The following is a 14,161-nucleotide window of genomic DNA, read 5'->3' as shown; positions in this document are numbered from 1 at the left end:
GGGCCGCCAGTACAGCAGCTCAGACTGGCGAAGCTTCTTGAAGGCTAACAACCTGGTTGCCAGCATGAGTCGTCGAGGCAACTGCCACGACAACGCCGTAGCGGAGAGCTTTTTCCAGTTGTTAAAGCGGGAACGGATCAAGCGGAAAATCTACACCACACGCCAGGATGCTCGTGGTGATGTGTTCGATTACATCGAAATGTTTTACAACCCAAAACGACGTCATGGTTTCAACAATCAGTTGTCACCGGTAGAGTTTGAAAAGCGTTACACAGCGAGCCTGGAGAGTGTCTAGAAAACCCGGGGCGATTCAAGTGAAAGGTTCGGGTTGAACCAGAAGGGTCGGCGCTTTCTGTAATGATTGATCAGGCTTTGCCGAGCTACGCATTCGATTGCGGATGGTGGTCGCAACATCCTTCGGCACCTGAATGGCAGTCGTGCTTGTCTCACTAGCGCAGAAGAGACAGTACTGATTCCCAGACGGGCTAAGTAACCAGCAGGCGGAGCACTCTACGGCCTGGCCACCCCACTCTCGGGCTGCTCGGAGCCACTGGTTAGCGATCAACTCCTCTCGCCGCTTGAGATCGGGCGGCTCATCTTTCGTAAGGATCCCCGCATTACGCTGTGCCTCAGCAATCTTTGACTGGGTCTGCCTATGCGCTCCCAACGCGGCGGCATGCTCGGCTACCTTGACTGCTTGCGCTACTCGCTTCGCTTGTTCGATCGCCCGCAGGGGACCCTGTTCCCTTTGCCATTGGTCGTTGCGGCGAGCAACTTCGGCCGCGAGTTCTACGCCAGCACGCTTGATCAGCATTTCCCCCCGAATCGATCGAATCCATGACCTGGTGGTGGGATCGGACAGAACGGCTCGTTCAAATGTTGTCGGATCGTTGATCTGGCTCAAACTGAGCCCGCTGAGGTCAATCTCAACTGATGAAGCTTCGATGTTAGAGAGCCGCTCATACCGCTTGCTCTCAGTTCGGGCGGAGACTTTAATCCGTACAAACAACTGGCGTTTGCCGGTAGTAAGAACCGCATGGGCTAAGACGTCACCAAGGTCTACAAATCGTTCGACCTTTTCAGCAGTAGCTGACGTTTCGGGGAAAACTACTTCGCGAGACAGGGTGCACCCAGAGTTAGTCATATCGCTGAGCCGACGATGGAAAGCTGGAAGAATAAGGCATCCCTGTGCAGCAATTAGAGCTACCGCCGCGCGTCGCACACCAGCTGTGTAGCCGCTATCACAATATTCAGAATGGACGTGGCGAAAATGCGGGATGACTTTCTGGCCACCATTCGCAGCATTCAGCGGATTGCGACAACCCGGGCAGATACAGCCACAAGCAACGCCATTCTCGACCTCAAAGGCCCGGAAAAACTTGCCCCCACGCTCACCGAATGGAATCTTTGTACCCTGCATACAACTAACTCTCGGTAGCACCATCAACGTGGCTAGCCTCTCAAAAACGAGGCCTGTTCTCCAACGTCCGAACGACGAAATATCCTAGTTGTTCAGACGGATGACAGACTTACGGCCAGGCTCAGCAGCGTCTTAGTCCGTCAAGCATTCAACTGAGCCATTTACCTATATTCCAGAGCAACCGGACAGGTTTGCAAGTAAAAATACTGACCGCTTTTGGCCGTTCCCTGCCGATCATGGCCACGCAGCGTGATGGTCAAATCCGATGCAAACGACTGGTCAGGTCGAATAAAAGCGGGTGTCAAGTGAAGTGCAATTTCGCAGTCAGAGGCGCGGGGAAAATACTCGAACACTGTTTTTCAGCCTATTGGGCGCGATACTGCTGATGCCCTCTACCTCCCCCCCGCAATGAATCGCTCCTAGTTTCACAAGCAAGACACAACCGGCCGCTGGTATCGCTGACGCTCGCTCATGTCACTCTCCCATCAATTGATCGTAGGCTCTGGATAGGCGGCAATGGTCGCTCCGATGGCATACCGCTGCTGACAACGTTCTGAGGCTCAGTAATCACCCGGATTATCTCATGGGTAACCGGCGCGTTAGGATTGCCCTGGTACTCCACCGGTTTCAAGTCAGGCATTACCTTGTCTAGTGCGGCCAGGGCTGCCGTTACCTGAGAGTGGGTCATGTGGATTTCTCCGAATATGAACGCCATCAGCTTTTTGAGTATCGGCTGGGCTTTTCGGCGAGCTTTTTCCCACTGCTTCATGGGGTGTTTGCGCGCTGCCATTTGCACTCCTGCGGCACCATTACTGATGCCTTTTCTTTCAGGTTGTCTAGTCAGCCATTTGAAAGCGCCTCTTCAGAAGTCCGCGCATGGCTGGCTGGGGTTTTGTCCTTTTTTATGGGAACAGTCCATTGATTTTGTTAGCGTTTATTGAGCGGAGTCGGCAACAGTGCCCGCTCTCGAAATCTATACCTAATAAATGACGATATTTTCGAAGCCGGCGGCTGGCCTGTAACCATCGGGCTAAAGCGCTGTATCGGTTATTCGTCGCTTAACAAGCACGGAGGAGACAATGGGCCCGCATCCCTTTACCTCACACCTCACATAAGCCCTCTAAGTTGGCCTTTCTGGCCTAACCATTTTCTACTACACGCTGCCCAGCAACCATAAGGCAAGCGCCACCCAAACACCCCAAAAACACCACTCGGTACAGATTCAGATTTACAGTCAGCCAACTACTGTGGCGCGACTACCTATCACGCAGCATCTGGCCCTAGTGTTTCCTTATGCAAACAGGAATCAGCAAGCGCAAAGCGCGCCTCCAGATCCAGCGTCCCGGCCTTGCCATTTCCCGGCCCTTGCCATAGCTCCAACGCTTCACGCATTGGACCGGACAATTTGGTCTGTATGTACACAGGCGTTAACCCTGGCATCGCATGGTTCAACAACAGTTCACCCACCACATAATCCACTCCCAGTAGCGCCCAACAGGTGCGCGCCAGTTTGCGCAGATCATGGCTTGACCACTCCCCACCGCTCAGCTCAGCGAAAATCCCTGTCACCGATTGCGCCGTCAGCGGGCGACCACGCTCGCCCGGGAACAGGTAGCCACTAGGATCAACACCCACCGTCGCCCGATAACGCTCCAGCAACCGCACGACTGGCGGCAACAGCGCCAACTCAAGGCGCGTACGCGTCTTGGTGTTGCCCGCTGGGATGATCAGCAGCCTCGCCTCCATATGGAAATCACACCAGCGCAATTGCCGCGTCTCACCCACCCGCGTGCCGAAACACAACATCAACAGTGCCAACATGCTCCCTCTAGGATCGACGGCGAAACGCTCCACTAACTGCATTACCAACGCACCCAGATGTAGCGGAAACAGGCGCGAATCCTTGGGCTTGATCTTGCCTAGGCCGAACTCTGCAAACTTCACATCCGCCAACGGATTGGCCGCCAAGAGGCCCAGTTTCTTTGCGCCGCGAATGGCCGCAATCAACATGCTGTAGGCATGGCGAATGGTCGACGGTGCCAGCACCGCCTGCATCGGATGGATCAACAGCCGGTCCAATAACGCCTTGTTCAGATCGGCAATCAGCACATCACCCACACGTGGCCGTAGCCAAGTCTTAATCACCGACTTGCAGTTGGCTTTGCGGACACTGGACAGCGTGGCCGTACTCAAGTGCCGTACCAGAAACCACGTCAACAACTGGTCCACCGTGATTAAGGCGCCTTCCCTTACATCCGGCTTGGCACCGCCGCTGCGTTGCTCCAGCACCCCAGACAGGTTGTCGCGCATGACCTTCCAACCCCATTGCGGATAGTTGGCGGCCTTCTTCCATTTGCCGTCATAAAGTACATCCCAGGTGGCAAACCTCCGGTCGGAGCGGAAGCGCAAACGCAACTCCGGAAAGTGCTTGTCGCGCAATTCGCGGATGTCCTCATCCAGCGCCTCACGCTTTATCGCCGTTTCGCTGAAATCAACGTATGTCGTCTCGCCCATCGAACACCTCGCGTCATGATTGACTACTCAGCGCCCAAAGCCCCGTGGCTCCACTGGCGCGTTTTCCACCACTCACCAACACCAACGCACTTCCAGCGCCTGTACACGCTCACCAGCAACACACTGACTACCTAGTGTTTTGTTTACGCTGATTCGCTACCGCGCTGCGCATGTTGGGCGTCAGCCAGCACTGCGCCTTTCGGTCACGGCACCGGCAGCCCGCCGAAGACCCAAGCCGGAAATGGCTCAGCCAGCGAGCTCATCGACAGACCGCCGCATCAACAATACGTCGTGCCAGGCCTCAACACTGGCGCGCAGTCGAGTCTCCAACTCGCGCTCCAGCCCGACCACCTGCGCTGTTGACGCACCGCGTCCGGCATACTCGCGCAAGATTTCCGCCCGCAGGTCGCCGCTCGCCAGATCGGGACAACCCTTCAGCGCCCACGCCCGCAATGTCGCCAGCGTCCACCACCCGCCCGACAGTTGCGACACCCGTCGCAGCGCTTGCGCCTTGCTCAGATGGCCACCACAGCAGGCTGTGAACATGTATTCACCACGATCACCTGTCGCCGCCCCATAGCGCGCCAGCAGATCCAATATCGGCCCGGTTAGCGGCAGGCGGCCGGACTCAATTGTCCACACCCGTTCCCGCAGATCGAAATCCACCCACCGCGCTTGCAGCACTACCTCCGGCGGCAGGCAGTAACCTAGCGTCAACAGCGCCAGCAGCGCGGCCTGAGGGTCATGCTCGAAATTGGTCAGCAACCCTGACACGACACAACGAATCAACCGCAATGACATACCCATAGCCTCCTCCCTACAGGCCGATGCAGCCACAAAGGCCAGGCCCGCGAACTGCCATCAGTCGCCCATTCACCCGCAAGCAACGCGCGCGGGGGCAGCCAGTGTCCTGAAGGCGCGAAACGCCGCCGCGCGACCTCCAGTCATGCGCTCAGCCAGGACGGCGTGCAGTAACTGAAACGGCACCAAATCCAGGCATGAGTTACCCACCTCCCTCCGGCGCTTCGCACCTCCACTCCGTGGATAACTGCACAGAGCAAAAGCAGGCTCAACCCCGCAAGCGGGGACCCCTTTCGCCCAAAGCCAAAGCAGGTCATTGCTGACCTAAGCAAAAGCAACAGGTAAAGCACTTGCTAGGGCTACGCCCTGGTATATCTATAAAGGAGTCCAGAAAGTGGACTAAGTGAACAGCCTCCATGCGTCCACTTTCTGGATCGGAGGAGGTGTTTTCCACGGCTCAGCAGCAGGCCATGAGTCCACTTTCTGGACGCCGTGCGTCCACTTTCTGGACTGGGTTTTTTGTTCTTTCTAAGCTGAACTTTCTTGGCGGAGTGATGGTGTGCGAGACCTCCAGCTTTCCGCCACATTCGTCGATGGGTTTCCAAGAGATTGCGTATAGGGAGCAGCAGCCGCCAGGCTTGATGAATCGGCCCTCTCGTGTGCAGATGATCAGATTGCTTTCCTGCAACTCTCTGAGGGTTTTGGCGAGCGTTGTACGGCTGTTCAATCCCCACTCTTTAGCCTGAGTAAATGTGGCTGACAGGTCGCCATTGTTACTGCCGTTGTACTGTTTGAGCAGGTTCAGCAAGACCTTCACAGCAATGCCTGAGAGTGCCTTGAAATCCTCACTGTTCAGCACGTTAAGGGGGAGCAAGATGAATCTGCCGGACTCCTTTCTCCCCTTCGACTTGAGGCGACTTTTCGCCATGCTTACTCCTTACCAGCGACGGAGCGTGGGGGAGTACCTAGGCTTGATGCATGCCAAACACCTGAACCGTGAGGGCGAGGCGAGCCCCAGCAGCCGTCGCCGTCTGGAAAGAGCAGATACCACCCGCTGTCTTGACCTGGCCGGTCGCCGTTTGCATGGAATGGATGAGGCTTGCCATCAGGCACAGGCTCCCCATCAAGCTCTCCCTGTTGAGCCTGCATAGCTGCTTTGAATTCCATAAGGATTTGCCCTCGATCATTGTCGAAGGCCAGACAAAGCGCGACAATCAGCATGCTTACCACTACTTGGCGGGAGTGATTGGCACAGCCGGACGCGTCCACGTCCGGCTTTTTATGCGCTGGTGGTTTTGCGAGTGCGCGATTCCAACCATGCATCAAGATCGGAAAGGCGATAGCGAACTTTGCGGCCCACTTTTAGGAAGGGGAGTTGATAGCGGCCAGTGCTGCGCCATACGGACAGCGTTCCGGGGCTAACGTTGAGGTGCTTGGCGGCTTGAACTTCGTCAAGCATTGGGCTGGCTGTTTTCATCGTTTAACGCTCCATTAACTACCCACAAAGCTCGTTGCTTTGCGGTATGGATGGTTAATTTATGCAACAGCCTCGATAGAGTAAGGGGCTTAACTGTCGTGACTTGCGTCGCGACAGTAGCAGCCTGTAGTGCCGCGGTTTGCAGGGCGGCAAAGCGGAGCAAATCACGACAGTAGCGACTGTGCGTTTTGGTAATAATCGCTCGACCTAGCGCCAGCAGCAGGAAAGGAACAGATCCCACGCAGATCAGCTTTGAAGGTTTCTGGGGATATATGAAACGCGTCCGGATGTCGTTTCTGGCATAACTCCAGCAGATTAGCGCGAGTGCCAGGCATGGAATCAGTATCTAGGATTGGGTCGGCAGACTTGAGTCGCTTGATAAGTTGGCGCAGCAGATCTTTTCGGCGCTTGGGGTGCTGGCGGAATTTACTTGGCTTGTCCAAGTAATCACCAAGCCAGTGCTTAACCTGTTCGCTTAGGGTGTCTGATGTTTCTCCCGCATCTTTAAGCAGCTGCGCCGCTCTAGCTTGATCAGTGAAGGTGATCAGCAGGCTAACCAGCTGAGCTTCATAGTCGGCCTGGTTGGGGGCATCACCGTTCCAGCGTTGCCCAGGTGCCACCTTGCGCCAAACCAATTCTGCCCATTCCTGCCAGTTTGGTGAGCTGCGGTCTGTAGTTCCGGCTAGCAGGTTAATAATGCCCATCGCCGGTATGCGTTCGGGGTAGTCAACACCGCCGATGGACAGCTTCTGGCATTCGATATCCATGCGGCCATTGCCTTTTCCGGCCATCAGCGAGTACCTCTCGGGCGCAGATTCAGCACTTCGGCTGATTTTTTCTGGCCACCCGCCGCCATCATTGCTGACGTGGCGGTGTTCACCGACTGCCGCACCGGGTCGTCATCCAGTCGCGCATAGATGCGGGTTGATTGTGTGGTTTTGTGGTTCAGACTCTTGCCGATGATCACCAATGACGCGCCAGTCTTGGCCTGCCAGCTTCCAAGTGTGCGGCGCAGGTCATGAATGCGAATGTCGGTCATGTCATAGGCTAGCGGGCTGATCTTGAGTGCTTCTGCAATAGAGCGGCAATGCTCAAGTGCATGTGCGGGGGCATGGGCCAATAGATCGACGGCCTGTTGGCGATTCGCGTCAGTTAACTGCCCCATCTCATCAAGAACTTCAAGCAGTCGGCAGGTTGTCGCGCGGTTCAGGATGGTCGCCCATGAGGTTTTCGGCTCGACTAGATGTCCGGTCTTGCCGGTTCCTGGGAATACAAAGGGCGAGCCGTTAGCTGCTTGCTTGCGGGCTTTCAGTGTTGCTAATGCCTCGGGGGAAAGAGTGACATTCTGAGGAGTACCATTCTTGGTCATGCCGATGCGCCAAATGCCAGCCTCTTGGTCTATGTCATGCCATGCCATTTCCTGAACGTTTGAGCGTCTCGCACCAGTCAGTAGCGACAGCAGGAAGAAGTCACCGATGGCAGATGTGGCAATAGCGTCGAATAGGTGTGGCAGCTCGACACGCTGAACAAATCGGTCGCGCTCGACTGCCGGGTTTTTCTGGATGCGTGCCGCCGGGTTTATCCCGTCGAATAGCCCTAGGTCGCCAGCGAAATTGAAAACAGCAGAGACAATGCGAACGGCCCTATCAGCTTGAGCATGGCTTTTTTTGGATGCCTTGGCATGGATGGCTTTCAGGTCGTCCCGACTAATCTCGGCCAGTTTCTTGCCGGTTATCTTGTCCAGGTACAGTCGCAGTACATCTGAGTAGTTGGTTCTGGTCTTGGCGGTGAGCGTGGTTCCGTCACGCTTTTTCTTATCGATCAGATAGCTCGCGAATATGTCACCAAAGGTCATCTGCTCGCGGATGGCTCTACGAGCCTCTGCTGGATTGGCACCGCTGGCGAACTCGCCCAAGACTTTAGCCGCCTCGTTTCTAGCCTGCTCGACTGTCATTTCTGGAAAGGAGCCGAGCTTTAGCCAGGTCATCGCCGCCCCGGTACGTTTCACGACATAGAAGGTTTTAGCACCAGCCGCCGTTGTTCGCAGAGCGAGTTTCTGGCACTGGCTGTCATAGACAGTCTTGCGCTTTCCCTGCGGGGGGAGCTCCAGTTTTAGCAAATCGGTTTTTGTGAACTTGAATCGTTCGGTTGCTGGCTGCATCGGCTCACCTGTTTATATCGGGCTAGCGCTGGGCTAGCACGGGCTAGCAAATATGGTTAATTTTAGTGCTGGCCGGTTAAGGTGAGATTACGCTGAAGGCCTCGAATTGTATAGGATGGTAGGGTGGTGTTAAGGCCTAATAATGTGCAGGCCTTCAAACTCCTAAGGGGAAGGTTGGCAGTTCGAACCTGCCCTGGGACACCATTCAACGCTTGGCCACGCAGCCGCACGCGCCTTTTCCTGTCGACGAATTCGAGACTTTTCGCTGCCCTGCGAAGGTCATGCCTTGCCTCGGTATCTTGCGCTGGAAGCGGGTTTCGCGACCTGCCCCGGGTTCCGCTGGCCAATGGCTACGTACGTTCTAGAATCTACGTGTTTATGGCAAGGCAGGGACGACGTCGTCCGGGACAAGGGGGAGAGTCCATGAGTCAAGAGCCGGCAGCACCGAAGGTTCCGTCAATCGCGTTCGAGCGTGAGCAACTGCAAACTCTGCTGGACCTCATCAGCGATGGTATCTGGGATTGGAATGCCAACACCGGCTACGTCTATCGCAACCCGGGCTGGTACAAGATGCTCGGCTACGCCAGTCATTCTCTGGACAATTCGGTGTTCACCTGGGAGAGCGTCATCCATCCGGATGATTACTCGCGGGTAATGGCTCACTTCGAGGCTTACATCACGCAGCGTGCCGAACAATACCGGGTGGAATACCGCTGCCGATGTGCCGACGGCAGTTACCTGTGGATCGAGGACAGTGGGCATATCATCGAACGCAATCCTGACGGTTCGGTGGCGCGGATGCTCGGTGCGCATCGCGATATCGATGCCGGCAAGCGCCTGGTGGCGCATCTGGAACAACAGAACCACTCACTGGAAACGATGGTGGCTGATCGCACGCGGGAACTGTCCTGGGTCAATCAGCAGTTGCAACGCCAGTTGGATGAAAATCGTGATCTTGCCGAGCGTGATGCCTTGACCCTGGTCGCCAATCGCTACCTGTTGGAAAAAACGCTGCAGCAGGCTTGTGGCCGTGCGGGGCGTTTTCGTCAGCCGTTGGCGCTGGTCGCGATGGATGTGGACGACTTCAAGCCGATCAATGACCAGTACGGTCATGCGTGTGGCGACCGCGCCCTGGTCGATCTGGTGGAGCGGGTTCGAAACTGCCTGCGTGCCAAGGATCTGCTGGCCCGTTGGGGTGGCGATGAGTTTGTGGTGGTGATGGTCGACGCCTCCATCGACGATGCTCACATGCTGGCGCAGGCGATCCGCCAGGCATTGGCGCAGGCTCCGCGTATCGGTGAGCGTCAATTGACTATGAGCTATGGTGTGGTCCAGCGCCAGGATGACGAAGACCAGGCGCAAATGCTGAACCGGGCCGACCGGGCTTTGTACCGGGCCAAGGCGGCTGGCAAAGACAGGGTATGTGAATAAAAAAGCCCACCGCGATGCGCGCAGTGGGGGGAGAAAGTGCCGAGTCGCTATTACCAGTGTTGCGCCAGAGGCTGCGGTCCTTCGTGGGAGGGAAACAAAGGCAGGACCTCTTCGCCCAGCTCCTGAATGATTTCCCCTGCCGGTCGTTGCGCCATGTGGATGCCCAGTGCCCCATGGTTCACCCCGGCATCACGCCATTCGCCGAGCAGTTCGATCAGGCCCTTGCGGCCGGTCTTGAGTACATAGCCACCGCGTAGCGGGGTACGAGGGCAGTCCGGGTTGTCGTCCAGGTCAATCCATTCGTTGGTGACGTGGGGGCGAAAACCGAGGTCGGGGATATGGCTGCGCCAGGCGCGGATTTTCTCTGCAAGTTGTCGTGGGCCCGCGGCAGTGTGCGTTGCATGCGGGTAGGTCAGCCAGCCATCGGCCTGCTCCCCCAGCCATTGCATCGACTGGCGCGACGAGCCGGTGACCAGCAACGGAATGCTGCCGGTGGCCGGTCGGGGCAGCAACTGCGCGCCGCTCAGGTGCCCGAGGGATGAGTCGATGCTGCTATCAGTGCCTTGCAGCAGTCGACGGAAATAGTCCACCGCTGCGGCGAAGCGTTCACCGCGTTCGCTGTGCTCCAGGCCATACGCCGGAAATTCCACCGGTCGGTCGCCGGAGGCAATGCCCATGACCAGGCGTCCGCCCGACAGTTGATCGATGGTGGAAGCCGCTTTGGCCAGGTCGATCGGATGGCGCAGCGAGAAGATGGCGCTGCCGGTTGCCAGGGCGACTCGCCGGGTCCTGGCGGCGAGGTAGGCCAGGTAGGTAAAGGGGTCGAAGACCTGGCCAGCATCGCCAAAGTACGGATCGAACAGGGGAACGTCCCGAACCCAGGTCGCCGCAAAGCCGAGCCGATCGATTTCGCCGACCAGATCTGCCTGCCCGACCAGAACACTCATGTCGCCCTCATAGAAACGCAGCGGTAAAAAAATCCCTAGCGTCAGTTGGTCTTGCGCGAACATCCGGTTGTAGCCTGGATGACTGGCAAAGCAGGGTGCGCTCGCGCCCTGTGTGCGAACGGGGGCGATGCGTGTCGTGGTGTCGTTCATGCCGGTTCTCCTCCAGGTGAATTTGTCAGGGACCCGTTGCAGGCTGGGGCAGGCGAATGCCGCGTTGCACGGCAGGACGCTGGTTGACGCGCTCGTACCAGTCGCTCAGGTGGCGGTAATGGCTGAAGTCGAACGCGACGATGCGCACGATGTGCATCCAGCCGAAGGTGGCGATATCGGCGATGCTGTATTCGCTGCCGGCCAGCCACTCGTTGTGCTCAAGACGCGTGTCCAGGGTGGCGAAGGCGACCTCGGTCAGGCGGCGAAAGCGCTTGGTGACCGTGTCGATGGCCGGGGTTTCGAACAGCTCGTAGTGCACGCGCTGACCGAGCAGGGGGCCCATGCTCGAGGCATGAAACATCAGCCAGGTGATGGCCGACCAACGCGATGCGCTGTCGCCGGGCAGCAGGCGGCCGGCTTTTTCAGCCAGGTACATCAGAATGGCTGCCGACTCGAACAGCGTGATGCCGGCACCTTCGTCAACCAGCACTGGAATGCGTCCATAGGGATTGAGGGTCAGAAACCCCGCCTGGCGATGTTCGCCCCGGTCAATCTGCACATGCTTGAGGGTGTACGGCAAGCCGAGTTCTTCAAGTGCGATGGTGATCTTGAATCCATTGGGGGAGCTGTCGGTATAGAGGATCAATTCAGGGGCTTTCATTTATCGTTTTCTACCTTAGGTCTGCTGCTTTCTAGGCAATGCCTTGATTGCTATCCTAGATAGGCTGGGCTTGATTGAGAAACGATGAATTCTCCATTGAGGCATTAGAATTTCTAAATAGAGGATGACCACATGGGAGCGGTTCTGCCGTTGCTTGCACTGCGTGCCTTTACCGAAACCGGGCGCCTTGGCAGCCTGAAGGCGGCGGCTGAGAGTCTCGGCGTTACGCCGGGGGCTGTCAGTCAGCAGATCCGACTGCTCGAAGATCGTATCGGTGTTGCGCTGTTTGTGCGCGGCCGCCATGGGGTTCATCTCACCGAAGCGGGCGCACGCGTTCACCCCGGACTGTTGCGCGGCTTTGATCAGATTGAGAAGTCACTCTCGACGCTGGAAAGCCTGGCGGTCGAAAAGACCCTCACCATCAGCACGGTGCCTTCGTTTGCCTCGGCTTGGCTGGTGCCGAGAATCGGTCGGTTCAGCGAGCTGCATCCGCAGATCGAGGTGCGGGTAGAGGCGTCGGCCAAGTTGGTCGACTTCAAGCGCGACAGAATTGACGTGGCCCTGCGTCATGGCTTGGGCCATTATCCCGGGCTGGAATCTATCCGGCTGATGGCGCCGGTGTTACTGCCGGTCGCAAGCCCCGGGTTGCTGGCCCAGGGGCCGACGATTCTGGAGCCGGCCGATTGCCTGCACTACCCGTTGTTGCAGGATGGTGACCGCGCCGACTGGGGGCTCTGGCTGCAAGCCCATGGCGTGCAGGTGGGTGATGAAGGACGGCGCGGGATGAGTTTTGAAGAAGACCTTTTGCTGTTGCGGGCGGCAGCAGCCGGGCAGGGCATCGCCCTGGTCCAGGATACCCATGTTCAGGAAGACATCGACTCGGGCAAGTTGGTCGTGGCCCTGGACAAGCCCTGGCCATCGCGCTTTGCCTATTACGTGGTCAGCCGTCCCGAGGCTATGCAGCGCCCCGAGGTGCAGGCATTTATCGATTGGATCCGGGCCGAGGCTGGCAGCCCTGTGCAGCTGCCAGCGTTGCAGGGCGAGGCTTGATTCATTCCTCCCTATGGGTGCTGACGATGCGCTGCTGCTGTTGCAGAGCGTCGTCCCAGCCGCCACCCAATGCCCGGATCAGGCGCACCGTCGAGCGCGCCTTGTCGCCATTGAGGCGCGCCGTTGCCAACTGCTGACTGAGCATCGTGCGGTCCGCGTCGATGGTATCGAGCTGGGTATGTGAGCCTTCGCGATACTGCAGGTGCGACAGTTGCGCCGCGCGCTCCGAGGCGGCCAGGGCGATCTGCTGGGCGCGGCTCTGTTCGGTCATGATGCGCAAAAGTGCAAGATTGTCTTCAACCTCTCCGAACGCCTTGAGCACTGTTTCTCGATACTCGGCCACATCCGCTTCGTATGCTGCGCGTGAGTAGTTCACGCTGGCCTGGCGACGTCCGCCGTCGAACAGGGGCAGAGTCATGGCGGCACCTGCCAGCGGACCGAGGAGAAAGGTGCGGCTCGACCACTCGAACACATTGCCCAGTTCGCTGGACTCGAAGCCGCCAGAGGCGGTGAGCGCAAGTTTTGGAAAGAACGCAGCTTTGGCAATGCCGATCCGCGCATTGGCCGCAGCCATGGCCCGTTCCGCCGCAGCAATGTCGGGGCGGCGTTCGAGCAGGGAGGACGGCAGGCCAGGCGGTATTGCGATGTCTGTGGCAACCAGCAATTGGGGTGCGAGGCTGAACGTCGCCGGGGGGACCCCAAGCAGGATTGCCAGGGCATGCTCTGCCAGGGCGCGATTGCGTTCCACCCCCAGCGCTTCGGCGCGAGCAGCTTCAAGTTCGCTGTGTGCGCGCACCAGGTCGAGCTCGCCGGCATCGCCGTTGTCGTGACGATGTTTGATCAGGCGATAGGTGTCATCGCGCAGCGCCAGGGTGCGCCGGTAGACGTACAAGTGTGTGTCCAACTCGCGTATCAGGAAGTAGTGTTCTGCAACGTCGGCCTGCAAGGCCAGCAACACCGTCCGATACAGCGCACCACTTTTCTCGAGCTCGGCAGTGGCTGCTTGCACTTGTGCGTCGATCCGGCCTGCCAGATCAACCTCATAACTGACCCCTAGTTCTGCGCGCCAGAGCGTAAAAGTGTTGGCCGGTGCGCTGTCGGGCAGGCCCAGGGAGGCGGGGGATTCGCGTTGACGCGACGGGCCGAATGCGGCGTCCACGCGGGGCATGCGGTCTGCTTGCGCGTCGCGTTGCAGTGCCCGTGCCTGCTTGAGGCGCGCCGCGGCTGCGTGCAGTCCCGGGTTGGCCAGTGCCGCTTGCTCTTCAAGTGCGTCGAGGCGCGGATCGTCAAACACCCGCCACCACTGGCCGCGCAGTTGCTCTTCAGCGGGCTGGGCCTGTTTCCAGGCGCCGGTCTGGTCTTGGGAGCCTTTCGGCGCCTCTTTGAAGACCCAGTATTGTGGTTCGCCCGGAGCGGCATACTCGGGTGTGAGCGAGCAGCCACCCAGCAATGCCAGGGCGAAGGGCAGGCCCAGGGTTTGCGGCAACCTGCTGCCGGTGAAGGGGGAGGTCTTTTCAAGGCTTCTCATTGGATATCCTTTTCGCTGAGC

Annotated in this window: 14 protein-coding genes; 3 read left to right on the top strand and 11 right to left on the bottom strand. The window is 58.1% G+C overall.

Annotated elements, in window-relative coordinates:
* On the top strand, positions 1-295 hold a 295-nt coding region (locus H621_RS0122545; protein ID WP_028944168.1), incomplete at its 5' end, for an IS3 family transposase.
* A 15-nt stretch (positions 296-310) separates the two neighbouring features.
* On the opposite strand, the gene H621_RS28595 is transcribed toward H621_RS0122545, so the two are convergent.
* The 8 genes from H621_RS28595 to H621_RS0122505 all read right to left on the bottom strand — a co-directional run bounded on the left by H621_RS28595 (position 311) and on the right by H621_RS0122505 (position 8,373).
* Positions 311-1,420, bottom strand: coding sequence for a competence protein CoiA family protein (locus H621_RS28595; protein WP_156905651.1), 1,110 nt, complete (start codon positions 1,418-1,420; stop codon positions 311-313).
* A 469-nt stretch (positions 1,421-1,889) separates the two neighbouring features.
* The gene (locus tag H621_RS0122535; RefSeq protein WP_028945539.1) at positions 1,890-2,210 is read right to left on the bottom strand and encodes a hypothetical protein; all 321 of its coding nucleotides are present in this window, start codon (positions 2,208-2,210) and stop codon (positions 1,890-1,892) included.
* 473 nt (positions 2,211-2,683) lie between these two features.
* Positions 2,684-3,934: a tyrosine-type recombinase/integrase gene (locus tag H621_RS27485; protein WP_051270693.1), complete on the bottom strand. Its 1,251-nt coding sequence runs from the start codon at positions 3,932-3,934 to the stop codon at positions 2,684-2,686.
* Positions 3,935-4,180: 246 nt separating this feature from the next.
* A complete protein-coding gene (locus H621_RS0122525) occupies positions 4,181-4,741 on the bottom strand; it encodes a site-specific integrase (protein WP_028945538.1) in 561 nt (186 codons plus the stop codon).
* Positions 4,742-5,192: 451 nt separating this feature from the next.
* Positions 5,193-5,663, bottom strand: a complete 471-nt coding sequence (locus H621_RS0122520; protein WP_028945537.1) for a hypothetical protein — start codon at positions 5,661-5,663, stop codon at positions 5,193-5,195.
* 351 nt (positions 5,664-6,014) lie between these two features.
* The gene (locus H621_RS28290; RefSeq protein WP_084168027.1) at positions 6,015-6,212 is read right to left on the bottom strand and encodes a helix-turn-helix domain-containing protein; all 198 of its coding nucleotides are present in this window, start codon (positions 6,210-6,212) and stop codon (positions 6,015-6,017) included.
* A 164-nt stretch (positions 6,213-6,376) separates the two neighbouring features.
* Positions 6,377-7,003, bottom strand: a complete 627-nt coding sequence (locus tag H621_RS0122510; RefSeq protein WP_156905650.1) for a hypothetical protein — start codon at positions 7,001-7,003, stop codon at positions 6,377-6,379.
* Positions 7,003-8,373 carry a tyrosine-type recombinase/integrase gene (locus H621_RS0122505; protein ID WP_028945534.1) on the bottom strand — a complete coding sequence of 457 codons (1,371 nt, stop codon included), beginning with the start codon at positions 8,371-8,373 and terminating at the stop codon, positions 7,003-7,005. Before H621_RS0122505 ends, H621_RS0122510 begins: the two co-directional genes overlap by 1 nt.
* A 423-nt stretch (positions 8,374-8,796) precedes the next feature.
* On the opposite strand from H621_RS0122505, the gene H621_RS0122500 reads away from it, so the two are divergent.
* The gene (locus tag H621_RS0122500) at positions 8,797-9,804 is read left to right on the top strand and encodes a diguanylate cyclase (RefSeq protein ID WP_028945533.1); all 1,008 of its coding nucleotides are present in this window, start codon (positions 8,797-8,799) and stop codon (positions 9,802-9,804) included.
* Positions 9,805-9,854: 50 nt separating this feature from the next.
* Here the strand turns inward: H621_RS0122500 and H621_RS0122495 are convergent, their stop codons facing one another.
* On the bottom strand, positions 9,855-10,901 hold the full coding sequence (locus tag H621_RS0122495) for an LLM class oxidoreductase (protein ID WP_051270691.1): 1,047 nt from the start codon (positions 10,899-10,901) through the stop codon (positions 9,855-9,857).
* Between the two features lie 25 nt (positions 10,902-10,926).
* Positions 10,927-11,562, bottom strand: a complete 636-nt coding sequence (locus H621_RS0122490; protein ID WP_028945531.1) for a glutathione S-transferase family protein — start codon at positions 11,560-11,562, stop codon at positions 10,927-10,929.
* 132 nt (positions 11,563-11,694) lie between these two features.
* Between H621_RS0122490 and H621_RS0122485 the strand changes: the two genes are divergently transcribed.
* Positions 11,695-12,612: a LysR substrate-binding domain-containing protein gene (locus tag H621_RS0122485; RefSeq protein ID WP_028945530.1), complete on the top strand. Its 918-nt coding sequence runs from the start codon at positions 11,695-11,697 to the stop codon at positions 12,610-12,612.
* Position 12,613: 1 nt separating this feature from the next.
* Here the strand turns inward: H621_RS0122485 and H621_RS0122480 are convergent, their stop codons facing one another.
* Positions 12,614-14,140 (bottom strand): efflux transporter outer membrane subunit, encoded by a 1,527-nt coding sequence (locus H621_RS0122480; protein WP_036990300.1) that lies wholly within the window; start codon positions 14,138-14,140, stop codon positions 12,614-12,616.
* Between the last annotated feature and the right edge of the window lie 21 nt (positions 14,141-14,161).

The sequence above is a fragment of the Pseudomonas vranovensis DSM 16006 genome (assembly GCF_000425805.1).
GTDB classification, from domain to species: domain Bacteria; phylum Pseudomonadota; class Gammaproteobacteria; order Pseudomonadales; family Pseudomonadaceae; genus Aquipseudomonas; species Aquipseudomonas vranovensis.
Note: the sequence above shows the minus strand (reverse complement) of the source record. Positions and strands in the feature narration are given on the sequence as shown.